General features: G+C 71.0%; 25 protein-coding genes. 16 read left to right on the forward strand and 9 right to left on the reverse strand.

The features are described from left to right. The first annotated feature begins 39 nt into the window (after nucleotides 1-39). A complete protein-coding gene (locus STVA_RS23580) occupies nucleotides 40-447 on the forward strand; it encodes a GFA family protein (protein WP_123692667.1) in 408 nt (135 codons plus the stop codon). A gap of 65 nt (nucleotides 448-512) precedes the next feature. Next, entirely contained in the window at nucleotides 513-1,757 is a 1,245-nt protein-coding gene (gene thrC, locus STVA_RS23585; protein ID WP_123692679.1) for a threonine synthase, read from the forward strand. On the opposite strand, the gene STVA_RS23590 is transcribed toward thrC, so the two are convergent. Continuing rightward, nucleotides 1,730-2,434: a ribonuclease activity regulator RraA gene (locus STVA_RS23590; protein WP_123692681.1), complete on the reverse strand. Its 705-nt coding sequence runs from the start codon at nucleotides 2,432-2,434 to the stop codon at nucleotides 1,730-1,732. The genes thrC and STVA_RS23590 overlap by 28 nt on opposite strands. A 152-nt stretch (nucleotides 2,435-2,586) precedes the next feature. Between STVA_RS23590 and rfaD the strand changes: the two genes are divergently transcribed. The 10 genes from rfaD (at nucleotide 2,587) to ychF (ending at nucleotide 11,475) form a co-directional block, all read left to right on the forward strand. Next, complete coding sequence (gene rfaD / locus STVA_RS23595; protein ID WP_123692683.1) at nucleotides 2,587-3,573, forward strand: ADP-glyceromanno-heptose 6-epimerase; 987 nt, start codon at nucleotides 2,587-2,589, stop codon at nucleotides 3,571-3,573. 39 nt (nucleotides 3,574-3,612) lie between these two features. Then, entirely contained in the window at nucleotides 3,613-4,422 is an 810-nt protein-coding gene (gene lgt / locus STVA_RS23600; protein ID WP_123692685.1) for a prolipoprotein diacylglyceryl transferase, read from the forward strand. Next, nucleotides 4,419-5,522: a class I SAM-dependent methyltransferase gene (locus STVA_RS23605; RefSeq protein ID WP_245978430.1), complete on the forward strand. Its 1,104-nt coding sequence runs from the start codon at nucleotides 4,419-4,421 to the stop codon at nucleotides 5,520-5,522. The genes lgt and STVA_RS23605 overlap by 4 nt, the downstream gene beginning before the upstream one ends. Further along, entirely contained in the window at nucleotides 5,449-6,288 is an 840-nt protein-coding gene (pgeF, locus tag STVA_RS23610; protein ID WP_338092718.1) for a peptidoglycan editing factor PgeF, read from the forward strand. The genes STVA_RS23605 and pgeF overlap by 74 nt, the downstream gene beginning before the upstream one ends. A gap of 68 nt (nucleotides 6,289-6,356) precedes the next feature. After that, a complete protein-coding gene (locus STVA_RS23615) occupies nucleotides 6,357-7,226 on the forward strand; it encodes a hypothetical protein (protein ID WP_142235869.1) in 870 nt (289 codons plus the stop codon). A 62-nt stretch (nucleotides 7,227-7,288) separates the two neighbouring features. After that, the gene (locus STVA_RS23620) at nucleotides 7,289-7,873 is read left to right on the forward strand and encodes a biotin transporter BioY (RefSeq protein WP_123692691.1); all 585 of its coding nucleotides are present in this window, start codon (nucleotides 7,289-7,291) and stop codon (nucleotides 7,871-7,873) included. Between the two features lie 168 nt (nucleotides 7,874-8,041). Beyond that, nucleotides 8,042-8,974, forward strand: a complete 933-nt coding sequence (locus STVA_RS23625) for a ribose-phosphate pyrophosphokinase (protein ID WP_123692693.1) — start codon at nucleotides 8,042-8,044, stop codon at nucleotides 8,972-8,974. 88 nt (nucleotides 8,975-9,062) lie between these two features. Then, complete coding sequence (locus tag STVA_RS23630; RefSeq protein ID WP_123692974.1) at nucleotides 9,063-9,722, forward strand: 50S ribosomal protein L25/general stress protein Ctc; 660 nt, start codon at nucleotides 9,063-9,065, stop codon at nucleotides 9,720-9,722. Nucleotides 9,723-9,761: 39 nt separating this feature from the next. Further along, nucleotides 9,762-10,373, forward strand: a complete 612-nt coding sequence (gene pth, locus STVA_RS23635) for an aminoacyl-tRNA hydrolase (protein WP_123692695.1) — start codon at nucleotides 9,762-9,764, stop codon at nucleotides 10,371-10,373. A 1-nt stretch (nucleotide 10,374) separates the two neighbouring features. After that, a complete protein-coding gene (gene ychF / locus STVA_RS23640) occupies nucleotides 10,375-11,475 on the forward strand; it encodes a redox-regulated ATPase YchF (RefSeq protein ID WP_123692697.1) in 1,101 nt (366 codons plus the stop codon). A gap of 60 nt (nucleotides 11,476-11,535) precedes the next feature. Here the strand turns inward: ychF and STVA_RS23645 are convergent, their stop codons facing one another. The 8 genes from STVA_RS23645 to STVA_RS23680 all read right to left on the reverse strand — a co-directional run bounded on the left by STVA_RS23645 (nucleotide 11,536) and on the right by STVA_RS23680 (nucleotide 20,637). Beyond that, nucleotides 11,536-12,354, reverse strand: coding sequence for a ferritin-like domain-containing protein (locus STVA_RS23645; protein ID WP_123692699.1), 819 nt, complete (start codon nucleotides 12,352-12,354; stop codon nucleotides 11,536-11,538). Nucleotides 12,355-12,487: 133 nt separating this feature from the next. After that, nucleotides 12,488-12,871, reverse strand: coding sequence for an ATP synthase F1 subunit epsilon (gene atpC, locus STVA_RS23650; RefSeq protein ID WP_123692701.1), 384 nt, complete (start codon nucleotides 12,869-12,871; stop codon nucleotides 12,488-12,490). A gap of 4 nt (nucleotides 12,872-12,875) precedes the next feature. Beyond that, nucleotides 12,876-14,318 (reverse strand): F0F1 ATP synthase subunit beta, encoded by a 1,443-nt coding sequence (gene atpD / locus STVA_RS23655; RefSeq protein ID WP_123692703.1) that lies wholly within the window; start codon nucleotides 14,316-14,318, stop codon nucleotides 12,876-12,878. 31 nt (nucleotides 14,319-14,349) lie between these two features. Beyond that, nucleotides 14,350-15,255, reverse strand: a complete 906-nt coding sequence (locus STVA_RS23660; RefSeq protein WP_123692705.1) for a F0F1 ATP synthase subunit gamma — start codon at nucleotides 15,253-15,255, stop codon at nucleotides 14,350-14,352. A 34-nt stretch (nucleotides 15,256-15,289) separates the two neighbouring features. Beyond that, nucleotides 15,290-16,825: a F0F1 ATP synthase subunit alpha gene (gene atpA, locus STVA_RS23665; RefSeq protein ID WP_123692707.1), complete on the reverse strand. Its 1,536-nt coding sequence runs from the start codon at nucleotides 16,823-16,825 to the stop codon at nucleotides 15,290-15,292. Beyond that, nucleotides 16,825-17,385 (reverse strand): F0F1 ATP synthase subunit delta, encoded by a 561-nt coding sequence (locus STVA_RS23670; protein WP_123692709.1) that lies wholly within the window; start codon nucleotides 17,383-17,385, stop codon nucleotides 16,825-16,827. Before STVA_RS23670 ends, atpA begins: the two co-directional genes overlap by 1 nt. Nucleotides 17,386-17,584: 199 nt before the next feature. Continuing rightward, complete coding sequence (locus STVA_RS23675; RefSeq protein ID WP_123692711.1) at nucleotides 17,585-18,298, reverse strand: hypothetical protein; 714 nt, start codon at nucleotides 18,296-18,298, stop codon at nucleotides 17,585-17,587. A gap of 122 nt (nucleotides 18,299-18,420) precedes the next feature. Further along, nucleotides 18,421-20,637 carry a primosomal protein N' gene (locus STVA_RS23680; protein WP_123692713.1) on the reverse strand — a complete coding sequence of 739 codons (2,217 nt, stop codon included), beginning with the start codon at nucleotides 20,635-20,637 and terminating at the stop codon, nucleotides 18,421-18,423. 80 nt (nucleotides 20,638-20,717) lie between these two features. Here STVA_RS23680 and fsa point away from each other — a divergent pair, with 80 nt between their 5' ends. From fsa to STVA_RS23700, 4 genes are read left to right on the forward strand one after another with little or no spacing between them, the layout of a single operon-like run. Further along, nucleotides 20,718-21,395 carry a fructose-6-phosphate aldolase gene (gene fsa, locus STVA_RS23685; RefSeq protein WP_123692715.1) on the forward strand — a complete coding sequence of 226 codons (678 nt, stop codon included), beginning with the start codon at nucleotides 20,718-20,720 and terminating at the stop codon, nucleotides 21,393-21,395. A 20-nt stretch (nucleotides 21,396-21,415) separates the two neighbouring features. Beyond that, the gene (locus STVA_RS23690; RefSeq protein WP_245978432.1) at nucleotides 21,416-22,177 is read left to right on the forward strand and encodes a DUF484 family protein; all 762 of its coding nucleotides are present in this window, start codon (nucleotides 21,416-21,418) and stop codon (nucleotides 22,175-22,177) included. A 14-nt stretch (nucleotides 22,178-22,191) separates the two neighbouring features. Further along, complete coding sequence (locus STVA_RS23695) at nucleotides 22,192-23,133, forward strand: tyrosine recombinase XerC (protein ID WP_123692976.1); 942 nt, start codon at nucleotides 22,192-22,194, stop codon at nucleotides 23,131-23,133. A 16-nt stretch (nucleotides 23,134-23,149) separates the two neighbouring features. Next, on the forward strand, nucleotides 23,150-24,274 hold the full coding sequence (locus STVA_RS23700; protein WP_123692717.1) for an NAD(P)/FAD-dependent oxidoreductase: 1,125 nt from the start codon (nucleotides 23,150-23,152) through the stop codon (nucleotides 24,272-24,274). The last annotated feature ends 28 nt before the right edge of the window (nucleotides 24,275-24,302 follow it).

Below are 24,302 nucleotides of genomic sequence, written 5' to 3' on the forward strand. Positions count from 1 at the left end.
TCGCCGGCAGTTGTGGAGTCGGAAGAAGGAGGGCCGGCGATGATCCTGACGGGTGGATGTGCCTGCGGCGCGGTGCGCTTCGCGGCAGAGGGAGAGGCCTATCGGGCCGGCGTGTGCCACTGCATGACCTGCCGCAAGATCAGCGGCAGCGCCTTCAACGCCTTTGCCATCTATCCGGCCGATGCCGTGCGGATCGGCGGCGAGACGGCCGAATTCCATACGTCCGAGAGGGGGCGGTCGCATTTCTGCCCGCGCTGCGGCTCGCATGTCTTCGCGACCGCGGCCGACGACGACGAGATCGAGCTGCACCTCGGCAGCTTCGACGAGCCGAACCGCATCCGCCCGACCTACGAAGGCTTCATCGGCCGGCGCGAGGAGTGGCTGCCGCCCTTCACCGGCTTCCGCCACTACCAGGGCAATCGCGAGGGCACCGATCGGACGGAGTGACGGGAGCGGTCGCGCCTGCTAAGCCGGACGCCCTGCCCCTCCCGGACGTCCCGGAGCCACGCCCCATGTTCCTGCGCTGCATCGACTGCGCTGCCGCCCTGCCGGCCGGCATGTACTATTCCTGCCAGGCTTGCGGCGGCATCCTGGAGGTGGTGGAGCCGATCCGCCTGCCCCGGCCGCTGCCGGGGGCCGGCATGTGGAGCGGCGACGCCGCACTGGGCGTGGGTGACCCGGCGGCCGTCGCCACGCTGGGCGAGGGCATGACGCCGCTGCACCGCGCGCCGGGCCTGGCCCGGGCGATCGGCGCGGACGGCGACATCCGCATCAAGGACGAGACGGTGAACCCGACTGGCTCCTTCAAGGACCGGGCGGTGGCGGCCGCCGTGGCGCGCGCCCGCGAGCTGGGCCTGCCCGGCATCGTCTGCGCGTCGAGCGGCAATGCCGGCGCGTCGGCCGCCGCCTATGCCGCGCGCGCCGGCCTGCCCGCGGTCATCGTCGTGCCGACCCACACCCCGGTCGAGAAGCTGACCCAGATCGCCGCATACGGCGCCCGCCTGGTGCAGGTCGACGGCCACTACAGCCGGGCCTATGCGGTCGGGCTGGATATCGCCCGGCGGCACGGGCTGGCCAACGTCACCACCACCTACCTCAACCCATACGGCGTCGACGCGCTGAAGACGGTCGGGCACGAGATCTTCGACCAGATGGAGGGCCGGGTGCCGGACTGGGTGCTGGTGCCGACCGGTGCCGGCCCGCTGGTCCGGGGCGTGGTCCAGGGCTTCCGCGAGCGCGCACCCGGCCACCTGCCGAAGCTGGTCGCGGTCCAGGCCGAGGGCTGCGCGCCCATCGTCCGGGCCTTCGAGGCGGGCGAGCGCGCGGTCCGCGCCTGGGGCACGCCCACCACCTTCGCGTCCGGCATCTCCGACCCGCTGATCGGCTACGAGCGCGACGGCACCCACACGCTGGACCTGGTGATCGCCACCGGCGGCCTGGCCGTGGCGGTGGAGGACGAGGCGATCCGCGCCGCCATGGCCCTGCTGGCCCGCGGCGAGGGCATCCTGGCCGAGCCGACCGGGGCCAGTTCGGTCGCCGCCCTGCAGATGCTGCTGGCGGACGGGCGCATCGCGCGCGATGCCAGCGTCGTCTGCCTCGTCACCGGCCACGGCTTCAAGGACCTGAAGGTCTGGCGCGAGATGCCGGCCGACATCCGCCGGCTGGAGGACCCCGCCGACGCCGACCGCCTGGTGGAGACGATCCTGGCCGGCGGGGTTGCCTCGTCCGATCAGGACCGGCCGCGCGAGGCCTCGTAGCGCGCCTTGTTCTCGGCGTTGGGCGGGTAGAGGCCGGGCAGTGCGGCGCCCTTCTCGACCTCGCCCATGATCCAGGTCTCCAGCGCTTCCTGCTCGAGGGCGCCCTTGATCACGTCGTCCAGGAAGGCGGCCGGGATCAGCACCGCGCCGTCCTGGTCGACGACCACGACGTCATCGGGGAAGACGGCGACGCCGCCGCAGCCGATCGGCTCCTGCCAGTTCACGAAGGTGAGGCCGGCGACCGACGGCGGGGCGGCCGCACCCTGGCACCAGACCGGCAGGCCGGTGCCCAGCACGCCGGCGATGTCGCGCACGACGCCGTCCGTCACCAGGGCGGCCACGCCGCGCTTCTGCATGCGGGCGCACAGGATGTCGCCGAAGATGCCGGCGTCCGTGATGCCCATGGCGTCGACGACGGTGATGCAGCCCTCCGGCATCGCCTCGATGGCGGCCCGCGTGGAGCGCGGGTTGGCCCAGGATTCCGGCGTCGCCAGGTCCTCGCGCGCGGGCACGAAGCGCAGCGTGAAGGCGCGGCCCACGAGGCGCGGCTGGCCCTCGCGCAGCGGCTTGGTGCCGCGCATCCACACGTTGCGCAGGCCCTTCTTCAGAAGGTAGGTGGTGAGCGTGGCGGTGGAGACGCCCGACAGCGCCTCCACGATCTTGGGGTCGAGCGACATGCCTGATCTTCTCCCGTAAGCGGCCAAGGAGCCGGGACGACGGTTCCACCCGCCTGTATAGGACGCCGCACCCGCCCTTGTGTACTGCCAGCCGGCCCCGCTGCCCCGGCCAGCTTGCCGCGATCACGAGGCCGCCCCTATATAGCCCGCGCATGATCATCGTGACCGGCGGTGCCGGCTTCATCGGCTCGAACCTGACGGCGGCCCTCGAGGCGGCCGGCCGGTCCGACCTCGTCGTCGTCGACCGGCTCGGCACCGACGACAAATGGCGCAACCTCGCCAAGCGCGAGCTGGCCGCCATCGTGCCGCCCGAGGACCTGCCGGCGTGGCTCGCCCGCCATGGCGACACGGTCTCCATGGTGTTCCACCTGGGCGCCATTTCGTCCACGACCGAGCGCGACGCCGACCTGATCATCGCCAGCAACTTCACGCTGTCGCTCTTCCTGTGGGACTGGTGCACCGCCCACGGCGTGCGCTTTGTCTATGCCTCGTCGGCGGCCACCTATGGCGGGGCGGCAGACGGGTTCGACGATGACGGCAGCCCGGCGGCCCTGGCGGCGCTCCGCCCGTTGAACCCCTATGGCTGGAGCAAGCACCTGTTCGACCGCCGGGTGGCCCGCCTGGTCGCCGAGGGGCGGCCGACGCCGCCGCAATGGGCGGGCCTGAAGTTCTTCAACGTCTATGGCCCGAACGAGGCGCACAAGGGCGGCATGTCGAGCGTGGTCGCCCAGATGCTGCCGCGCGTGGTGGCGGGGGAGCCGGCCCGCCTCTTCCGCTCGCACCGGCCGGACTATGCCGATGGCGGCCAGCGGCGCGACTTCGTTCATGTCGACGATTGCGTGGCGGTGATGCTGTGGCTGCACGAGCGGCCGGACGTCTCGGGCCTCTTCAACCTCGGCACCGGGCAGGCGCGCAGCTTCCTCGACCTGGCGACGGCCGTCTTCCGGGCGGCCGGCCAGCCACCACGAATCGAATATGTCGACACGCCGGTCGAGATCCGCGACCGCTACCAGTACTTCACCCAGGCGCGGATGGACCGGCTGCGCGCCGCCGGCTATCCGGGCCAGTTCGTTCCGCTGGAGGAAGGGGTCCGGCGCTACGTGCAGGACTTCCTGCTGGCGCCCGACCCGTACCGCTAGTCCCCCACCCGCTGACCCCCTAACGCAGCCGAGGCGCCCATGGTCTTCGCCATCCCCTTTCCGGCGATCGACCCGGTCCTGGTCCAGGTCGGGCCGTTCGCCATCCGCTGGTACGCGCTGGCCTACATCGCCGGCATCATCATCGGCTGGCGCTACACGCTGGTGCTGGCGCAGCGCGGCCCCAAGCCCGCCACCGGCCCGGCCGTCACCGCCCGCGACATGGACGATTTCATCGTCTGGGCGACGCTCGGCATCGTGCTCGGCGGCCGGCTCGGCTACGTCCTGTTCTACAAGCCCGGCTACTATCTCTATAACCCGCTGGAGGCGCTCCAGGTCTGGCACGGCGGCATGTCGTTCCATGGCGGGCTGGTCGGCGTCATCCTCGCCATGCTGCTGTTCGCCCGCCGGCGCGGGCTGGAATACTGGCGTCTGGCCGATATCGTCGCTGCCGCCACGCCGATCGGCCTCTTCTTCGGGCGCCTCGCCAATTTCGTGAACGGCGAACTGTTCGGCCGCACCAGCGACGTGCCCTGGGCCATGGTCTTCCCCCATGGCGGGCCGCTGCCGCGCCATCCGAGCCAGCTCTACCAGGCCTTCTTCGAGGGCATCTGCGTCTTCGCGGTCCTGGCGGTGCTGGAATGGGTGTTCCGGGTGCGCGAGCGGCCGGGCACCCTGGCTGGCGCCTTCCTGGTGTCCTACGGCTTTGCCCGCATCGTGGGCGAACTGTTCCGCGAGCCGGACGCCCATCTGGGCTTCCTTTTCCTGGGCGTGACGATGGGCCAGCTCCTGTCGCTGCCGATGGTGCTGTTCGGCGCCTGGCTGATCCAGCGGGGGCGCCGCGCGGCGTGACGCTGGAGCAACGCATCGCCGCCCGCATCCGGGCGGGCGGCCCGATCACCGTCGCGGCCTTCATGGCAACCGCCCTCCAGGACCCGGACGGCGGCTACTATCGCGGCACCGACCCGCTCGGCCGCGGCGGCGACTTCACCACCGCGCCCGAGATCAGCCAGATGTTCGGCGAGATGATCGGGCTGTGGTGCGCCGACGGCTGGCGGGCGGACGGCGCGCCCGATCCGTTCGACCTGGTCGAGCTGGGCCCCGGCCGCGGCACGCTGATGGCCGACGCCCTGCGGGCGGCGGCCGCCCTGCCCGCCTTCGGCCAGGCGATGCGCCTGCACCTGGTCGAATCGAGCCCGGCCCTACGGCAACGCCAGGCAGCCCTGCTGGCCGGCGCCCGCCCCACCTGGCACGACCGGGCCGACCCGTTACCGGCCGGGCCGCGCTGGGTCGTCGCCAACGAGTTCCTGGACGCACTGCCGGTCCACCAGCTCGTGCGGACCGCCTCCGGCTGGCGCGAACGCGGCGTCGGGCTGGACGGCGACGGAAATCTCACCTTCGTCGACGACCTGCCGGTGCCGGACGCGCTGATGCCGGCCCAGGACCAGCCGGTCGGCACGGTCGTCGAGCGTCGGCCCGAGGCGGAAGCGCTGGTGGCCGACCTGGCGCGCGCCATCCTGACCCATGGCGGCCGGGCGATCTTCATCGATTATGGCTATGCCGCCGGCCATGGCGATACGCTGCAGGCAGTGCGCGAGCATGGCCGGGTGTCGGTGCTGGACGCGCCGGGCCAGGTCGACCTCAGCGCCCATGTCGCGTTTGCCGACCTGGCCGCGGCCGTAGTGGCGACCGGCGGACAGGCTTGGGGTCCGGTGCCGCAGGGGCGGTTCCTGCAATCGCTCGGCATCCTCGCCCGCGCCGAACGGCTGGCGGCACGCCGGCCCGATGCCCGCGCGACCATCGCCGCCGCACTGCACCGCTTGATCGGCGCGGGCGCCATGGGCACCTTGTTCAAGGTATTCGCCATCACCCGGCCGGGTGGCCCGCCGCCGGCCGGGTTCACCGCCGCCGACGCCGCCCCACCCGACGCCCATCGAGGAGCCGCCGCGTGATTACCGCCCCGCCCTTGCCGCCCTGCCCGGCATTCGCCACGCCTTCTTCACCCGCGAAGGCGGCGTCAGCGAGGGCATCTATGCCGGGCTGAATTGCGGCTTCGGGTCGGGCGACGAGGAATGGCGCGTCGCCGAGAATCGCGGCCGGGCGATGGAGCGGCTGGGCCTGCCGGCCTCGGCGCTGGCCACCCTGCACCAGGTCCACAGCCCGACCGTGGTCGAGGCCACGGCCGGCTGGCCGCGCGGCCAGTCGCCACGCGCCGACGCCGTGGTCGTCACCGCCCCCGGCACGGCTGCCGGCATCCTGACGGCCGACTGCACCCCGGTGCTCTTCGCCGATGCCGCGGCCGGCGTGGTCGCCGCCGCCCATGCCGGCTGGCGCGGCGCGCTGGAAGGCGTGCTGGGCGCGACGGTCGAAGCAATGACGGCCAGGGGTGCCGTCCGCGGCCGGATCACAGCCGCCATCGGCCCCTGTATCGGCCAGCCCTCCTACGAGGTGGGGGCGGAGTTCCGCGACCGCTTCACCGCCGTCGATGCCGGCTTCGACCGCTTCTTCGCGCCCGGCGTCCGGCCGGGCAAGTTCCAGTTCGACCTGCCGGCCTTCGCCGCGATGCGCCTGGAGGAGGCCGGCGTCGGCACGGTCGAGCGCCAGTCCTGGGCCGACACGGTGCCGGAGCCCGAGCGCTTCTTCAGCTATCGGCGGGCCACGCTGCGGGGCGAGCCGGACTATGGCCGTGCGCTGGCGGCGATCGCGCTCGCCGGCTGACCTTGCCTCGCTCATGCCACATCTCATCATCTTCATGGCCGTGCTGGTCCTTGGCCTCATGGTGAGCTGTGTCATTATCTGAACGCGCCGGCCTGCTGCTGGTGGCCGCCGGCCTGATGGCGGGCTGCCAGCCCCTGCCGCGCCCGCTGGCCGACCTGGCCGTGCCGGGCCCCGAGTTGCTGAACCTGCCCGGCCGCGGCGGCCTGGCCGTGCTGGAGGTCGAGGGGCTGACGGGCCAACGCGCCAGCGGCTTCGCCCAGGCCCTGGCCGAGGCGCTGCAAAGCCGGGAGGTGCCCGCCATTGCCGGGGCCGGCATGCGCGAGAGCGTGTTCCTGATCGGCCGGGTCAGCACCCGCGACATCGGCGGCGACGGGCTGGAGATCGACTGGGAATGGGAACTGGTCGATGACAAGGGCACCACCATCGACCGCCGGGAAGAGCGCGACGTGATGATGCGGCGCGATTGGGAATGGGCCGGTGCGAAGGCGCTGGCGGCCCGCGCCGCCCCCGCCGTCGCAGCCCTCTATGAAGGACAGATGCCCCAGCCGCAGCCGCCCGAGGCCAAGCCGCTGATCTTCCTGGCCGGCATCACCGGGGCACCCGGCGACGGCGGCCGCACGCTGCCGCGGGCGCTGGCGACGGTGATCGAGGGCCGCCAGATGACGCCCACCACCGACCGCGCCGCGGCCACCGCCATCGTCACCGGCAGCATGTCGGTGAAGCCCGCCGCCCGCGGCAAGGAGCAGGTGGAGATCAGTTGGCGGGTGACGCGCGCCAATGGCGAGGAGGTCGGCGTCGTCAGCCAGGCCAACGAGATCCCGGCCGGCAGCCTGAAGGGCCCATGGGGCGAGGTGGCCGGCTTCGTCGCCCTGGCCGCCGCCGACGGCATCGTCGATCTGGTGCGACGCATCCCGGCGACCAAGCCCGCCAGTCGATAGCCACCCGGTCGATAGCCACCCAACCTTTCCGACATCGACCCCTTCGACGGAGATTTCCCTTGATGCATTCCGCATCGAACACCCGGCATGCCTGGTCTACCGCCGCATGGCTCCAGCGCCGCTCGCCCACCGCCCGCACCGTGGCCGTGCTGGCCGGCACGCTCGTCCTGGCGCTGGCGTCCCAGATCGCGGTGCCGATGGTGCCGGTGCCCGTCACGATGCAGACGCTGGCCGTCACCCTGGTGGGCGCGCTCTATGGCTGGCGGCTGGGCGCCGTCACCGTGCTGCTGTGGCTGGCGCAGGCGGCTGCCGGGCTGCCGGTGCTGGCCGGCGGCGCCGGCGGGCTGCCGCATTTCATGGGCCCGACCGCGGGCTACCTGCTGGCCTTTCCGCTGGCCGCGGCCCTGACCGGCTGGCTGGCCGGGCGCGGATGGGCCGGACGCCGCGTCGTCCTGGCCTTCCTGTCGATGCTGGCCGGCAACGCGCTGTGCCTGGCGCTGGGCGCCGCCTGGCTGGCGCAGTCGATCGGGCCGTCGAAGGCCATCGCCTTCGGGGTGCTGCCGTTCGTCGTCGGCGCGATCCTGAAATCGGCGCTGGGCGCGGCCATCCTGCGGCTCGTCGCGGCCCCCGCCGACGACCAGCGATAGGGCCCGGGCGGGCCGGCGAGCGCCGGCCCGTGGCACCCCGTCGCACGACATTTACAGCGGCGGGACCGGCTGATATGTTCCGCGCCCGTTTCCACCCGGCGCTATCCAGGGGCGTTCCCTCGCGTGCGCCGGGTCCGTTTTTTTTCGCGGCGCCCCTGAACGGACCCGATGAAGATCCTTACCGGCAACAGCAACCGGCCGCTTGCCGAGGCGATCGCCGCCTATCTGAACATCCCCCTGACGAAGGCGAGCGTACGCCGCTTCTCGGACATGGAAGTGTTCGTCGAGATCCAGGAGAACGTGCGCGGCGAGGATGTGTTCATCATCCAGTCGACCTCCTACCCGACGAACGACAACCTGATGGAACTGCTGGTCACGCTCGACGCGCTGAAGCGCGGATCGGTGCGTCGCTCGACCGCGGTCATCCCTTATTATGGCTATGCCCGCCAGGACCGGAAGTCCGGCCCGCGCACGCCGATCTCGGCCAAGCTGGTCGCCAACCTGATCACGGTGGCCGGCGCCGACCGGGTGCTGACGGTCGACCTGCATGCCGGGCAGATCCAGGGCTTCTTCGACATCCCGACCGACAACCTGTTCGCCGCCCCCGTCTTCGTCGACGACATCAAGCGGCAATATGGCGGCGAGAGCCTGGTGATAGTGTCGCCCGACGTCGGCGGCGTGGTCCGTGCCCGCCTGATCGCGCGGCGCCTGGGTGCGGACCTCGCCATCGTCGACAAGCGGCGCGAGCGCGCCGGCGTGTCGGAGGTGATGAACATCATCGGCGACGTGGCCGGGCAGCGTTGCATCCTGGTGGACGACATCGTCGATTCCGCCGGCACGCTGTGCAATGCGGCCGAGGCGCTGATGGAAGCGGGTGCGGCGGCCGTGTCGGCCTATGTCACCCATGGCGTGCTGTCGGGTGGTGCGGTCGCCCGCGTCACCGCCTCTCCCTTGCAGGAGCTGGTGATGACCGACAGCATCCAGGGGACCGAGGCGGTGCGCGTGGCGCGCAACATCCGCCAGCTTTCGATCGCGCCGTTGATGGCCGAGGCCGTCCGGCGGATCAGCGAGGAACGTTCGGTTTCGAGCCTGTTCGACTAGGGGGTTCACCCCCCACCGACCGGGTTCGGATATGGCGCTTTGGGCACCCCTGGAGGCCAGCGCCTTGATCCAAGGAAAGGAGCATTCGATGCAGGAAATCACCACGATCGCTGCCCAGCGTCGGGAGCGGGCCGGAAAGGGGGCCGCCCGCGCCACCCGTCGCGATGGCAGCATCCCCGGTGTCGTCTATGGCGACAAGCAGGAACCGTCGATCATCTCGCTCGACCCCCGCATGATCGAGCGGGAAATGGGCCGCGCCGGCTTCTTCGCCCGCATCTATGACCTGGATGTCGGCGGCGAGAAGCAGCGCGTCCTGGCGCGCGACGTGCAGCTCCACCCGGTCACCGACCGGCCGCTGCATATCGACTTCCTGCGCGTGGGCGCACACACGCGCATTCGCGTCTTCGTGCCGGTGAACTTCATCGGCCAGGACCGGTCGCCCGGCCTGAAGAAGGGTGGCGTGCTCAACATCGTTCGCCATGAGATCGAGCTCTACTGCGCCGCCGACGGCATCCCGGACATCCTGACGGTCGACCTGTCGGGCACCGAGATCCATGATTCGATCCATATCAGCCACGTTACCCTGCCCGAGGGTGCACGGCCGGTGATCGTCGATCGCGACTTCACCATCGCCAGCGTGGCGGCCCCCACGGTGGCGGTGGCCGAGGAGCCGGCGGCGGCGGCGGCGGCCCCGGCAGCAGCGGCCAAGGCGGCCCCGGCAGCCAAGGCGCCGGCGAAGAAGAAGTAGTCCAGCAAGTTCCTGCGTCAGCGGAACCGGGATCGAACCATGCGCATCGTCGCCGGGCTCGGCAATCCCGGTTCCCGCTACGCGGGCAACCGGCACAATATCGGCTTCATGGCGCTGTCGGCGATCGCCCGCCGTTGGCGCTTCGGGCCGTGGCGCGAGAAGTTCCATGGCCAGGTGGCAGACGGGCTGATCGGCGACGAGAAGATCGTGGCGCTCGCGCCCCTGACCTACATGAACGAGTCGGGCCAGGCGATCGCGGCCGCCATGCGCTTCTACAAGCTGACGCCGGGCGACGTGATCGTCATCCATGACGAGCTGGAGCTGGCGCCGGGCAAGATGCGGGTGAAAACCGGGGGCGGTGCCGCCGGCCATAACGGGCTGAAGAGCATCGACGCCCATATCGGCCCCGACTATCACCGCGTCCGGCTCGGCATCGGCCATCCGGGCGTGAAGCACTTGGTCCACAACTACGTGCTGCAGGATTTCCCGAAGGCGGACGAGCCCTGGGTCGAAAAGCTGGTGGACGCCGTCGCCGAGGCGATGCCGGCCCTGGTGGCGGGCGACGCCAATGGTTTCATGAACAAGGTCACGCTGACGATCAACCCGCCGCCGCCCAGGCGCGCGCCGGAGACCGCGGCGCCGGAGAAGTGAATTGGGCTTCAAATGCGGCATCGTCGGCCTGCCCAACGTCGGCAAGTCGACCCTCTTCAACGCCCTGACCGCGACCGCCGCGGCTGAGGCGGCGAACTATCCCTTCTGCACGATCGAGCCGAATGTCGGCCGTGTCGCCGTGCCCGATACCCGGCTGGAGCAGTGCGCGGTGCTGGCCAAGTCGGCCAAGCTGGTGCCGACGCAGCTCGAGTTCGTGGACATCGCCGGCCTGGTGCGGGGCGCCAGCCGGGGCGAGGGCCTGGGCAACCAGTTCCTTGGCCACATCCGCGAGGTGGACGCCATCGTCCATGTCCTGCGCTGCTTCGAGGACGGCAACATCACCCATGTCGAGGGCCGGATCGACCCGGTCGGCGACGCCGAGACGGTGGAGACCGAGTTGCTGCTGTCCGACCTGGAGTCGGTGGAGCGCCGCATCGCCAACCACCAGAAGAAGGCCAAGGGCGGCGACAAGGAAGCCAAGGCGGCACTGGCCGTCCTGGAGCCGGTACTGGAGGCGCTGCGCGAAGGCAAGGCCGCCCGTACCGTCGACCTCGGCCCCGGCACGGCCGCCCTGCTGCGCCCGCACCAGCTCCTGTCGGCCAAGCCCGTGCTCTATGTCTGCAACGTCGAGGAAGCGTCGGCCGCCACGGGGAACGCCTTCTCCGAGCGCGTCGCCGTCATGGCCAAGGCGGCCGGTGCCCGGATGGTGGTGATCTCGGCCGCGATCGAGGCCGAGGTGGCCCAGCTCGAGAGCCCCGAGGACAAGAAGGAATTCCTCGACTCGCTGGGGCTGGAGGAGACGGGCCTCGCCCGCATCATCCGCACCGGCCACGACCTGCTGGGCCTCATCACCTATTTCACGATCGGCCCCAAGGAGGCCCACGCCTGGACGATCGCGGTCGGCACCAAGGCGCCCCAGGCGGCCGGCACCATCCACAGCGACTTCGAGCGCGGGTTCATCGCGGCCGAGACCGTCGGCTGCGCCGACTTCATCGCGTTGGGCGGCGAATCCGCCGCCAAGGAAGCCGGCCGGATGCGCCTGGAAGGCCGCGAGTATGTCGTCCAGGACGGCGACATCATGAACTTCCGGTTCAACGTCTAGGCCGCTTCGACGGCCAGACGTCCCGGCCCGACGTCCCGGCCAGGCGTCCCGGGCGGTCGTTCAGGCGGCCGCCCGGTCCAGCTTGCGCACGCGGCTCTGGAGCATCATCCAGACCCCGCGGGAGGCCGCCCGGTTCAGCCAGCCGTTCGGCTTCAGCCCCACCGCCTTGAAGATCATCGCCGTCGCCCGGTCGACATGGGTCGGGCGATAGGAGCGGTAGGCCCGGCCGGTATAGGCCGCGATGCAGCGCTTGCGGTCGTAGGGGCCGACCCCGTCATTGGCCGCCCAATAGGCATAGGCCAGTTCGTCGTCGCCCTCGGTCTCGCGCACGCGCAGGAAGGCGACCGCGAAGCGGCGCAGGGTCGAGATCCGCTCCCGCTCCAGGTAGCGCTTCATGTGGCCGTAGAACATGCGGTAATGGCGGAACTCGTCGGCGGCGATGCGCCGGCAGATTTCCTTCAGCACCGGCTCGGTGCAGGCCTCGCCCAGCGCGCTGTAGAAGGAACTGGTGCCGGTCTCGACGATGCAGCGCGCGACCAGTTCGCCCGAGCGCGTCCCGCGGACCGATTCGGTCGATTCGATCGGCAGGCGATAGCCGTCGGTGAAGCGCTTGAAGGCCGCCTCGAAGTCCCAGTCGGGGTCGGCCATGCGGGCCCATTCGCCCAGCGCCCGGCCATGCTGGACCTCTTCACGGCCCCAGACGCGCGCGACCTCCTGGAACTCCGGATCGTCGTGGAAGACGTTGCAGAGATAGGCGGTGTAGTCGCTGCCGTTATGCTCGACCATGGCGGCGGCCTTGGCCACCTTGACCAGTTCGGGATCGACCAGCGCGGGATCGAAACGATCCCACGGGATGTCGTCCAGGGTCCAATGCTTCATCGTTTCTCCCCGCGATGGAGCGCAATCCGTTTCGGCAGCGCGGAAATATGCGCGTCCGCCGAAAGCCGTTCAATACCCGGGCAGGGGAGCGGGTTCCGGCGGGGCGGCCGCATGGGCCACCCCGGCAGCGGCATCAGTGGTAGGACGGGTTGTCCAGGGCCGCCAGCATGGCCTCGCCGATCTCGATCTCGGCGGTATCGGCGGCCTCGCGGTCATCCTTCAGCTTGCGTTCGACGACCGCGCGGTCGATCTCGGCCACCGGCACGGCACGCTCGGCCAGGACCGTGCAGCGCTCGGCCGTGACCTCGGCGAAGCCGCCGGCAACGAAGATCTGCTCGGCCACCTTGCCGCCCTCGAAGATGGCGATCACGCCGGGGCGAACCACGGCGATCAGCGGGGCGTGGCGGGGCAGGACGCCGAAGTCGCCTTCGACGCCCGGGACCACCACCATCTCCACCGGCCTGGCGAACAGCAGCCGTTCCGGCGAGACGAGTTCGAATGCGATCGTCTCGGCCATCGGATCAGGCCGCCTCGGCCGCCATGCGGCGGGCCTTCTCGACCGCCTCGTCGATCGAGCCGACCATGTAGAACGCCGCTTCCGGCAGGTCGTCATAGTCGCCCGAGACGATGCCCTTGAAGCCCTTGATGGTGTCTTCCAGGCCGACCAGCTTGCCGGGCGTGCCGGTGAAGACCTCGGCCACGAAGAAGGGCTGGGACATGAAGCGCTGGATCTTGCGGGCGCGCGACACGGTCAGGCGGTCTTCTTCCGACAGCTCGTCCATGCCCAGGATGGCGATGATGTCCTGCAGGGCCTTGTAGGTCTGCAGCACGCGCTGCACGTCGCGGGCGACCTTGTAGTGGTCCTCGCCGACGATCCGCGGATCGAGCATGCGCGAGGTCGAGTCGAGCGGATCGACCGCGGGATAGATGCCAAGCTCGGCGATCTGCCGCGACAGCACGGTCGTGGCGTCGAGATGGGCGAACGAGGTCGCGGGCGCGGGATCGGTCAAGTCGTCGGCCGGCACGTAGATGGCCTGCACCGAGGTGATCGAGCCCTTCTTGGTCGAGGTGATGCGCTCCTGCAGGGCGCCCATGTCCGTCGACAGGGTCGGCTGATAGCCCACCGCCGAGGGAATGCGGCCCAGCAGCGCCGACACTTCCGAGCCCGCCTGGGTGAAGCGGAAGATGTTGTCGACGAAGAACAACACGTCCTGCCCTTCGACGTCGCGGAAGTATTCCGCCAGCGTCAGCCCGGTCAGGCCGACGCGGGCACGCGCGCCCGGCGGCTCGTTCATCTGGCCGTACACCAGGGCGGCCTTGGAGCCGGGGCCGTCGACCTTGATGACGCCCGATTCCATCATCTCGTGATAGAGGTCGTTGCCTTCGCGGGTGCGCTCGCCGACGCCGGCGAACACCGAATAGCCGCCATGCGCCTTCGCGACGTTGTTGATCAGCTCCATGATCAACACCGTCTTGCCGACGCCGGCGCCGCCGAACAGGCCGATCTTGCCGCCCTTGGCGTAGGGCGCCAGCAGGTCGACGACCTTGATGCCCGTGACCAGGATCTGCGCTTCGGTCGACTGCTCGATGAAGGGCGGCGCGTCGCGATGGATCGGCGACGACATCTTGGCGTTGACCGGCCCGCGCTCGTCGATCGGCTCGCCGACCACGTTGATGATGCGGCCCAGCGTCTCCGGACCGACCGGCACGGTGATCGGCGCGCCGGTGGCCACCGCCTGCTGGCCGCGGACGAGGCCGTCGGTGGTGTCCATGGCGACCGTGCGCACCGTGTGCTCGCCCAGATGCTGCGCCACCTCGAGCACGAGGCGCTTGCCCGCATGCTCGACATGCAGCGCGCTCAGGATCGCCGGCAGGTCGCCGTCGAACTTCACGTCCACGACGGCACCGATCACCTGCGTGATGGTGCCAATGTTGTTCCCGATCTCAGCCTGCGCAGCGGCCATAATTTGCTCCCGTGACGTGCGGACCGGCGGGCTAGAGAGCCTCGGCGCCGGAAATGATCTCGATCAGTTCCTTGGTGATGGATGCCTGGCGCGAGCGATTATAGACCAGCGTCAGCTTGCCGATCATGTCGCTGGCATTGCGCGTGGCATTGTCCATCGCGGTCATCCGCGCGCCGTGCTCGCTGGCATTGTTCTCCAGCAGCGCGCGATAGACCTGCACCGCCAGGTTGCGCGGCAGCAGCGCGGAGAGGATCTCCTCCTCGCCGGGCTCGTACTCGTAGAGCGCCGGTGCGCCGCCTTCGACCGCCGCAACCGCCCCGGCACCGCCCGCCGGCGCGGCCGGCGGGTTGAACGGGATGAGCTGCTGCACGGTGACGATCTGGGCGATCGCCGAGCGGAAGCGGTTGTAGATGATCTTGGCGACGTCGAACTCGCCGGCCTCGTAGAGCGCCGCCACCTTCTGGGCGATCCGCGCCGCACCGTCATAGGTGAGGCGCGGCCGCTGGAAGTCGGTGACCGTGTCGACGATGAGCGATTCGTACTCGCGCCGCAGCTGGTCGCGCCCCTTGCGGCCGACGCAGAAGATCTTCACCTGCTTGCCCTGGGCAAGAAGGCTGCGGATCTGGCGCCGCGCCTCGCGGACGATCGACGAGTTGAAGGCGCCGCAAAGCCCGCGGTCGGCGGTGGCGACGATCAGCAGGTGGACCTGGTCGCGCCCGGTGCCGGACAGCATCGCCGGCGCGTCGGTGGGAGCGGAAACGCCCGCCGCCAACGACCCCAGCATCCGCTCCATGCGCTCGGCGAACGGCCGGGCCGCCTCGGCCTGCTCCTGGGCGCGGCGCAGCTTCGCGGCCGCGACCATCTTCATGGCCGAGGTGATCTTGCGCGTCGACTTGACGCTGTTGATGCGAACCCGAAGGTCCTTGAGACTGGGCATGTCCGCCTGCGGAGAAGCTGTGGGCCGACTGCGCTCAGACCACGAAGGTCTTGGCGTAGGCCTGGATGAAGGCTGCCAGCTTCGCTTCGGTGGCCTTGGAGATTTCACGCTCCGAGCGGATGGCCTGAAGCAGCTCGGCACCCTTGCCGCGGATGTCGGCCAGCAGCCCCTGCTCGAACCGCCCCACGGCCGAGACCGGGATGCCGTCGAGATAGCCGCGGACGCCGGTGAAGAGCGACACGACCTGCTCCTCGATCGGCAGCGGCTGGTACTGCGGCTGCTTCAGCAGCTCGGTCAGGCGCGAGCCACGGGCCAGCAGGCGCTGGGTCGAGGCATCGAGGTCGGACGCGAACTGCGAGAAGGCTTCCATCTCGCGGAACTGCGCCAGTTCCAGCTTGATCGAGCCGGCGACCTGCTTCATCGCCTTGATCTGGGCGGCCGAACCGACGCGGCTGACCGAGATGCCGACGTTGATGGCAGGACGGATGCCACGATAGAAGAGGCTCGTCTCCAGGAAGATCTGGCCGTCGGTGATCGAGATCACGTTGGTCGGGATGTAGGCCGAGACGTCGCCGGCCTGCGTCTCGATGACCGGCAGCGCCGTCAGCGAGCCCTTGCCCATGGCGTCCGACATCTTGGCGGCGCGCTCGAGCAGGCGGGAATGCAGGTAGAAGACGTCGCCGGGATAGGCTTCGCGGCCCGGCGGGCGGCGCAGGAGCAGCGACATCTGGCGATAGGCGACGGCCTGCTTGGACAGGTCGTCGTAGAAGATGACGGCGTGCATGCCGTTGTCGCGGAAGAACTCGCCCATGGCGCAGCCGGTGTAGGGCGCCAGGAACTGCAGCGGGGCCGGCTCGGACGCCGTCGCGGCGACGACGATCGTGTAGTCGAGCGCGCCCGTGTCCTGCAGCGTCTTCACGATCTGGGCGACGGTCGACCGCTTCTGGCCGATGGCGACGTAGATGCAGAAGAGCTTCTGCGAATCGTCGGTCGCCGCCTCGTTGATCTTCTTCTGGTTGATGATCGTGTCGATGATCACCGCGGTCTTGCCGGTCTGGCGGTCGCCGATGATCAGCTCGCGCTGGCCGCGGCCGACCGGCACCAGGGCGTCGACGGCCTTGAGGCCGGTCTGCATCGGCTCATGCACGGACTTGCGCGCGATGATGCCGGGCGCCTTCACCTCGACTCGGGTGCGCACGACGTCGACCAGCGGGCCCTTGCCGTCGATCGGGTTGCCGAGGCCGTCCACGACACGGCCGAGCAGGCCCTTGCCGATCGGCGCGTCGACGATGGCGCCCGTGCGCTTGACGAGGTCGCCTTCCTTGATCGAGCGGTCGTCACCGAAGATGACGACGCCGACATTGTCGCTCTCGAGGTTCAGCGCCATGCCGCGGATGCCGCCCGGGAACTCCACGAGTTCACCGGCCTGCACCTTGTCGAGGCCATGGACGCGGGCGATGCCGTCACCGACGGACAATACCTGCCCGACTTCCGCGACGTCCGCTTCCGAACCGAAATTGGCGATCTGTTCCTTCAGAATGGCGGAGATTTCCGCCGCGCGGATTTCCATCACGCGACCCCTTTCATCGCGAGCTCAAGACGTTGCAGCTTCGTGCGGAGCGAGGAATCGACCATCCGCGAGCCCACGCGGACGACCAGCCCACCCAGAAGCGACGGGTCGACCGACAGGTCGACCGAGACTTTGCCGCCGACCGCGCGACGGAGCGAATCCGTGACGGTGGCGAGCTGAGATTCCGAAAGCGGCGCGGCCGAGGTCACATGCGCGGTCAACTCGCCGCGGCGACGCGCCAGCTCGGCCAGGAACGCGGCGATCATGCCGGTGACGGCGAACAGGCGGCGGTTGCGCGCCAGCAGGCCGAGGAAGTTGCGCGTCAGCGCATCGAAGCCGGCCTGTTCCGAGATCGCGGCAATGGCCTTGCCCTGCTGGTCGCGGCTCAGCACCGGGCTGCGGACCAGGCGGTCGAGATCGGGACTGTCCGACAGCATCGTGCGCAGACGGCGCAAGTCTTCTGCCACGGTATCGACAGACCGACGCTCGTCGGCGAGCTCGTACAGCGCGCTCGCATAGCGTTCGGCCAGCCCGGCGGATTCTGACGCTTTGGCAGCCACGAAACCTTCCCTTCGGCGCCTGGGGGATGTGCGCTTCGAGAGCCCCCGCTTAGGCAATGGACACCCGTCGGGCAGTGTCCCGCCCGAGCGCGGCGGTTCACTACCATGGGGGCGTGCGGCATTGCAATATTAGGCCACATGGAAAAGGCCCGCGGCGCAGCGCCGCGGGCCCTCTCCGGTAGAGCGATCGTCGACGGGCTCAGCAGCCGAGGTCGGCGCGCTGGCCCTCGCGCCCGACCGCGGTGCGACGATTGCCGCCGCCGCGCCCGCAACTGTAGGTGATCTCAAGCTGCTTGGGCTGGCCGAACGCCGGATCGCCGCACAGGCCGTTATCGACCCGCACGCCGCAGCGGTCGCGGCCGTTGCACTGCTGGGCGACCGGGGGCGTGGCGTCGCAAGCCCGGCCGCGGGCGCCGTAGCGGGCCTCGATCACGCGGATGTCGCGGCCGCCGCCACCCGGACCCTGGCCGAAGCCGGGCCCCGCGGCCGGCCGGCCGAACACCTGGGCCTGGGCCTGGCCGCGTTCGCATTCCAGGCGCACGCGCTGGCCCTCACGGGCACGGACCGCGTCCTGGTCGGAACCCCGGCGGCCTTCGCAGGTGAAGCGAAGCCGGAGTTCCTTGACGACGTCCGGCACCGGGTCGCCGCAGAGGTGGTTGCCGACCTCGAACTCGCAGCCGCGGCGGCCGTTGCATTCCCGCTGGATGGCGCGCTCGGCATTGCAGTAGCGGCCGCGCTCGCCATAGTCGGCGTTGTCGATCTCGAGCCCACGACCCTGGGCAATCTGCTGGCCCTGGGCAATCTGTTGGCCCTGGGCAATCTGTTGGCCCTGGGCGATCTGCGTGCGGTCGCCCGCCTGTGCGGAACCCATCAGCAACAGCGCCCCCGCCATCGCCGCCATAAACATGCGCATTTGGTGCCTCCTCCCGATGCCGTTGAATGGCATGTCGGACAACGTCCGTGCCGCGGATGCTAGTCCCGCCCGCAGCCCGCGGCAACGAACGGCGCGGACCTTGGCCCGCATCGGTGCCAACGCTAGAGGAAGCCGTAGGGATCCACATCCACCTGACAGCGCACGCTGCCGGGCAGGCGGACGCGCGCCAGCCAGTCGCGCAGGATCGCCTGCAAGGGGGCCGTCCGCGGCGCGTTGACCAGGAAGCGCCGGCGGTGGCGGCCGCGCAGGACCGACAAGGGCGCCGGTGCCGGCCCCAGCACGGTCAGGTCGCGGTCGACCGGTGCCGCCCGCGCCAGCATCTGCGCCGCGCGGTCGACATCGGCCGCGGCCGGGCTGGACAGGATGAGGGCGGCCAGGCGCGAGAAGGGCGGCATGTGGGCCTGCCGCCGACCGTCGATCTCGGCCTCCAGGAAGCCGTCGCGATCGCCCCGGGCCAGCGCCTGGATTACCGGATGGGCGGGTTCGATGGTCTGGAGGTAGACCACCCCCGGCCGCTCGGCCCGGCCGGCGCGGCCCGCCACCTGGCTCAGGAGCTGAAAGGTCCGCTCGCCCGCGCGCAGGTCGCCGCCATGCAGGCCGAGATCGGCATCGACCACCCCCACCAGCGTCAGCATCGGGAAATGATGGCCCTTGGCCACCACCTGGGTCCCGATCAGCATGTCGACCTCGTGCCGGCCGACGCGCTCGACCAGCGCCTCCACGGCCCTGGGCCCGGTCAGCGTGTCGCTCGCCACCAGTTCCACGCGCGCAGTCGGGAAGCGCGCCGCCACCTCCTCTGCCAGCCGTTCGACGCCGGGGCCGCAGGCCGCCAGCGTATCCTCCTCGCCGCAGGCCGGGCAGGTGCGCGGCAGGGCGGTCGAGTAGCCGCAATGGTGGCATTGCAGGCGCCCGGCCAGCCGATGCTCCACCAGCCAGGCGGTGCAGGACGGGCATTCCAGGCGATGGCCGCAGGCCCGGCACAGCGTCAGCGGGGCATAGCCGCGACGGTTCAGGAACAGCAGCGACTGTTCGCCCGCCGCCAACGTGTCCGTCAGCGCCTGGACGAGCGGCGGGGCCAGCCAGCGCTGCCGTTCCGGACGGTGGCGGCGCAGGTCGATCACCTGGATGTCGGGCAGGCTGGCGCCGCCATGCCGGTCCGGCAGGTGGACCATGCGATAGCGGCCGGTATCGACGTTCACCACCGTCTCCAGCGACGGCGTCGCCGAGGCCAGCACGACGGGGATCCCGGCCAGGTGCCCACGCAGCACCGCCATGTCGCGGCCGTGATAGATGACCCCGTCCTCCTGCTTGAAGGCGCCGTCATGCTCCTCGTCGACGACGATCAGGCCGAGATCGGCATAGGGCAGGAACAGGGCCGAGCGCGCCCCGACCACGACGCGCGCCGTGCCGGTCGCAACCGCGCGCCAGTTGCGCCGGCGGTCGCCCGACGCGACCTCGGAATGCCATTCGACCGGCGGCACGCCGAAGCGTCGCTGGAAGCGGTCGAGCCACTGGCCGGTCAGCGCGATCTCGGGCACCAGCACCAGCGCCTGCCGCCCGGCGGCGAGGCATGCCGCGATTGCCTCGAAATAGACCTCGGTCTTACCCGACCCGGTGACGCCGTCGAGCAGCACGGTGCCCGGCCGGCCATCGCGCTGCTGGCTTGTCAGGTCCGCCGCGGCGGCCGCCTGCTCGCTCGACAGGACCGGGCCCGGCGTGCGCCAGTCGGGAATCGGCGGCGGGCGGTCGCCCGGCACCGGGACAGCTTCCACCAGCCCCAGTTCGACCAGGCCATGGATGACGCCGTTGCCGACGCCGGCCGCCCGCGCGAGATCGCCCAGCGCCCAGGCCGGCCCCTCCTCCAGCACCGCCAGCACCCGCGCGCGGGCCGGGGTGACGCGGTCGCCGGCCGCCACCGGCTGGGCCGAGCGGCGATAGACCAGGCCGGGTGCTGCCGGCTCCAGCGCCGCACTCGACCCCAGCGACAGGCGCAGCACCGATCCCGGCGGCGACACGGTGTAGGCCGCCACCCGCTCGACGAACCGGCGGTGGACATCGGGCATGGGCGGCACGTCGTAGCGCCGCTCGATGGGTTTCAGGCGGGCGGCCGCGACCTCGCCGGTGGCCGGGCCCCAGACGATGCCGACATGGCGGGCGCCGCCCAGCGGCACCATGACATAGTCGCCCGGCCCCACCACAAGACCGTCGGGCACGGCATAGTCGTAGGCCCCCGCCAGGGGCAGGGGCAGCAAAACCGCCACACGCCCGCCCTCCTCGGCGGGGGCGGCGCGCGGCGAACTGGCGCGGTCAGGCGGCATCGGATAAATTCCAACCCTGGATTCGACGGGCTGGAACATACCCGCCGGACGCACCCATCGTTGCCGAGGGACACAGGAACTTGAAATTCTTCATCGACACCGCCGACATTGCCGAAATCCGCGAGCTGGCGGCAACCGGCCTGGTCGATGGCGTGACCACCAACCCGTCGCTGGTGGCCAAAACCGGCCGCGACTTCCTGGAGGTGGTGGCCGAGATCTGCGCCGTGGTGCCGGGGCCGGTCAGCGCCGAGGTGACGGCGACCGACCATGAGGGCATGCTGGCCGAGGGCCGGCGCCTGGCCGCGATCGCGGGCAATGTCGCGGTCAAGGTGCCGCTGACGCCGGCCGGCCTGCGCACCTGCAAGGCGCTGACCGACGAAGGCACCATGGTCAACGTCACGCTGTGCTTTTCCGCTGCGCAGGCGATCCTGGCGGCCAAGGCGGGTGCCACGTTCGTCTCTCCCTTCGTCGGCCGGCTCGACGATATCGGCATCGACGGCATGCTGCTGATCGACGAGATCTGCACGATCTACGACCAGTATCCCGCCCTCGAGACCGAGGTGCTGGTGGCGTCCGTGCGCAACCCCGGCCATGTCGTGGCGGCGGCCAAGATGGGCGCCCATGTCGCGACCCTGCCGCCGGCCGTGCTGCGCCAGATGTATCATCATCCGCTGACCGACAAGGGGCTGGCCACCTTCCTTGCCGACTGGGCCAAGACCGGGCAGTCCATCCTGGGCGGCAAGGCCGCGGCGGAATAGGCCCGAGGGGACGCCGCGCCATGGTCGATCGCCGCACGGAATCCATGGGGGAGACGACGGCTGCCCAGCCGCCGGCCACCCCGGCACCGGCCCCCCCGGCGCCGATGACGGCCGCCCGGGTCGCGTCCTACCTGCGCTCCCACCCGGACTTCCTGGTCCGCCACCCCGACCTGGTGACGGTGCTGACGCCGCCCGCCGCCGAGCGCGGCGAGACCGTGGTCGACATGCAGCAGTTCATGCTGAAGCGGCTGCAGGACGAGGTCCGCCGAATCAAGGAGGAACAGCGCGACCTCCTGAAGGCGACCCGCGCCAACATCCAGAGCCAGGCGCGCATCCACGACGCGGCCCTGGCGCTGCTCGGCGCGCGCACCTTCGAGCATCTGGTGCAGACCTTCACCACCGACCTGTCGCTGCTGCTCGATGTCGACGTGGTGATGCTGTGCGTGGAGACGGCCGACGGCCACCTGCCGCGGGTCGACGTGCAGGGCCTGTCCGGCCTGCCGGCCGGCTCGGTCGGCGACCTGGTCGGCACCGACCGCGACGTCGTCCTGCGCGACGACATCGAGGGCGACGCCCTGCTCTATGGCGCGGGCGCGGGCCTGGTGCGGTCCGATGCGCTGATCCGCCTGGCGGTATCGGGCATGGCCCCGCCCTGCCTGCTGGCCATGGGCTCGCGCGATCCGCAGCGCTTCCACCCGGGCCAGGGGACCGAGCTGCTGGGCTTCCTCGGCAAGATCGGTTCCATGGCGATCCGCTCCTGGCTCGACCTGCCGCCGACTTGAACGATCCCGCGCCGGTGGACGCCGTCGCCGCGGACACCGGGACGGACGACCGCCTGGGCGAGGCGAGACGCGCCTGGGCCGCCTGGTTGGAGGCCGAGCGCCGGGCATCGCCCCATACGCTGGCCGCCTATCGCGACGACCTGGCCGGCTTCCTCTCCTTCCTCGGCCAGCATCTGGGTGGACCGCCCAGCCTGGACGAGCTGATCGGCCTGCGCCCGGCCGACTATCGTGCGTGGCTCGCCCGGCGCGCACGCGACGACTATGCCCGCAGCTCGACCGTCCGGGCGCTGTCGGTGGTGCGCGGCTTCGTCCGCTTCCTCGACCGCCGCGGCTATGGCCATGCGCCGGCCCTGTCGGCGGTGCGCGCACCCAAGCTGCCGCAGTCGGTGCCCAAAGCATTGACGCCGGAAGGCGCCGAAGCCGTGCTGGCGGGCGCGGACGACGAGGCCCTGCCCTGGATCGCCGCCCGCGACACCGCCCTGCTTTCGCTGCTCTATGGCTGCGGGCTGCGCATCGGCGAGGCGCTGGCCCTGCCACGCAGCACCGCCCCGCTGGGCGAGGCGCTGACGGTCGTCGGCAAGGGCCGCAAGGAACGACGGGTGCCGGTGCTGCCGGCGGTGCGCGCGGCGATGGTCGAGTATGTCCGGCTCTGCCCCTGGAAGGCCGCGGCCGATGGCCCGCTGTTCCTGGGCGCCCGCGGTGGCGCGCTGCAACCGGCCGTGGCCCAGCGCCGCATGCGCGACGCCCGCCGCCGGCTGGGCCTGCCCGAGAGCGCTACGCCGCACGCGCTGCGCCACAGCTTCGCCACCCACCTGCTGGCGGCCGGCGGCGACCTGCGCGCGATCCAGGAACTGCTGGGCCACGCATCCCTGTCGACGACGCAGCGCTATACCGCGGTCGATACCGCCCAGTTGGTCGCCACCTACAACCGGGCCCATCCGCGCGCGCGCGGCTGACACGGGGGGCAGGACGATGGACAGCGACGTCATCATCATCGGCGGCGGCATGGCCGGCCTGGCGGCCGCCTGGTTCCTGGCGCCATCGGCCACCGTCACCCTGATCGAACGGGAGGCCGCGCTCGGCTATCACAGTTCCGGTCGCAGCGCGGCGCAGTTCACGGTGGGCATCACCCAGCCGACGATGCGCCGGCTGGCGCAGGCAAGCCGGCCTTTCTTCGATCAGCCGCCGGCTGGGTTTGCGCCGGAGCCGCTGCTGTCGCCGCGCGGCAGCCTGTCGGTCGGCCGCGCCGGCCAGGAGGCGCGCCTCCACGCCAAACACGATCGGCTGGCCAGCGTCGGCGCGACCGCCCGCCATGTCGGCCGCGACGAGGCGCTGGCCCTGTTCCCCGCGCTGCGCCCGGACAAGGTGACGGCCGGCGTGTTCGAGCCGGGCGCCATGGACATCGACGTGGACATGCTGTTGCAGGGCTATGCCCGCGGTGCCCGCGGCCGCGGCACGCGCATCGTCACCGATGTCGCCATCGCGGCCATCGCGCGGGAAGGCGCCCGCTGGGTGGTGCGCACCGCAGCCGAATCCTTCTCGGCCCCCCTGCTGCTGAACGCGGCCGGCGCCTGGGTCGACGACGTGACGCGGCAGGCCGGGTTGGCGCCGATCGGCATCGTCCCGCATCGGCGCACCGCCTTCACCTTTGCCGGCCCGGCGGCCGCGTCCGGCTGGCCCCACGTCAACACCGTCGACCACAACTGGTACATCAAGCCCGAGACCGGGCGCCTCATGGGCAGCCTCGCCGATGCCACGCCGACCGAGCCCTGCGATGCATGGGCCGAGGACCTGGACGTGGCCCAGGCGATCGAGAACATCGAGCAGGACACCACCTTCGCCATCACCCGGCCCCTCAGCACCTGGGCCGGATTGCGCAGCTTCCTGGCCGACCAGGAGCCGGTCGCCGGCACGCGCGCCGATGCGCCGGGCTTCTTCTGGCTGGCCGGACAGGGCGGGTGCGGCATCCTGACGTCACCGGCCCTGGGCGAGGCGACGGCCGCCCTGATGCTCGGCCGCGAGCTGCCCGAGGGGCTGCGCGCGCTCGGCGTCACGCCGGCCGACCTGTCGCCGGGCCGGGCGACTCTCACCCGGTAGCACTGCCAGCCGGTCGCCCGGCGGCGTG

The sequence above is a fragment of the Stella humosa genome, from assembly GCF_006738645.1.
In the GTDB taxonomy this organism is placed as follows: Bacteria; Pseudomonadota; Alphaproteobacteria; order ATCC43930; family Allostellaceae; genus Allostella; species Allostella humosa.

Excerpts from the sequence above, each read along its gene's own strand:
- STVA_RS23580 (WP_123692667.1), top strand. The coding sequence starts at position 40 with ATGATCCTGACGGGTGGATGTGCCTGCGGCGCGGTGCGCTTCGCGGCA.
- thrC (WP_123692679.1), top strand. The coding sequence starts at position 513 with ATGTTCCTGCGCTGCATCGACTGCGCTGCCGCCCTGCCGGCCGGCATG.
- STVA_RS23590 (WP_123692681.1), bottom strand. The coding sequence starts at position 2,434 with ATGTCGCTCGACCCCAAGATCGTGGAGGCGCTGTCGGGCGTCTCCACC.
- rfaD (WP_123692683.1), top strand. The coding sequence starts at position 2,587 with ATGATCATCGTGACCGGCGGTGCCGGCTTCATCGGCTCGAACCTGACG.
- lgt (WP_123692685.1), top strand. The coding sequence starts at position 3,613 with ATGGTCTTCGCCATCCCCTTTCCGGCGATCGACCCGGTCCTGGTCCAG.
- STVA_RS23620 (WP_123692691.1), top strand. The coding sequence starts at position 7,289 with ATGCATTCCGCATCGAACACCCGGCATGCCTGGTCTACCGCCGCATGG.
- STVA_RS23625 (WP_123692693.1), top strand. The coding sequence starts at position 8,042 with ATGAAGATCCTTACCGGCAACAGCAACCGGCCGCTTGCCGAGGCGATC.
- STVA_RS23630 (WP_123692974.1), top strand. The coding sequence starts at position 9,063 with ATGCAGGAAATCACCACGATCGCTGCCCAGCGTCGGGAGCGGGCCGGA.
- pth (WP_123692695.1), top strand. The coding sequence starts at position 9,762 with ATGCGCATCGTCGCCGGGCTCGGCAATCCCGGTTCCCGCTACGCGGGC.
- STVA_RS23645 (WP_123692699.1), bottom strand. The coding sequence starts at position 12,354 with ATGAAGCATTGGACCCTGGACGACATCCCGTGGGATCGTTTCGATCCC.
- atpC (WP_123692701.1), bottom strand. The coding sequence starts at position 12,871 with ATGGCCGAGACGATCGCATTCGAACTCGTCTCGCCGGAACGGCTGCTG.
- atpD (WP_123692703.1), bottom strand. The coding sequence starts at position 14,318 with ATGGCCGCTGCGCAGGCTGAGATCGGGAACAACATTGGCACCATCACG.
- STVA_RS23660 (WP_123692705.1), bottom strand. The coding sequence starts at position 15,255 with ATGCCCAGTCTCAAGGACCTTCGGGTTCGCATCAACAGCGTCAAGTCG.
- atpA (WP_123692707.1), bottom strand. The coding sequence starts at position 16,825 with ATGGAAATCCGCGCGGCGGAAATCTCCGCCATTCTGAAGGAACAGATC.
- STVA_RS23675 (WP_123692711.1), bottom strand. The coding sequence starts at position 18,298 with ATGCGCATGTTTATGGCGGCGATGGCGGGGGCGCTGTTGCTGATGGGT.
- STVA_RS23680 (WP_123692713.1), bottom strand. The coding sequence starts at position 20,637 with ATGCCGCCTGACCGCGCCAGTTCGCCGCGCGCCGCCCCCGCCGAGGAG.
- STVA_RS23690 (WP_245978432.1), top strand. The coding sequence starts at position 21,416 with ATGGTCGATCGCCGCACGGAATCCATGGGGGAGACGACGGCTGCCCAG.
- STVA_RS23700 (WP_123692717.1), top strand. The coding sequence starts at position 23,150 with ATGGACAGCGACGTCATCATCATCGGCGGCGGCATGGCCGGCCTGGCG.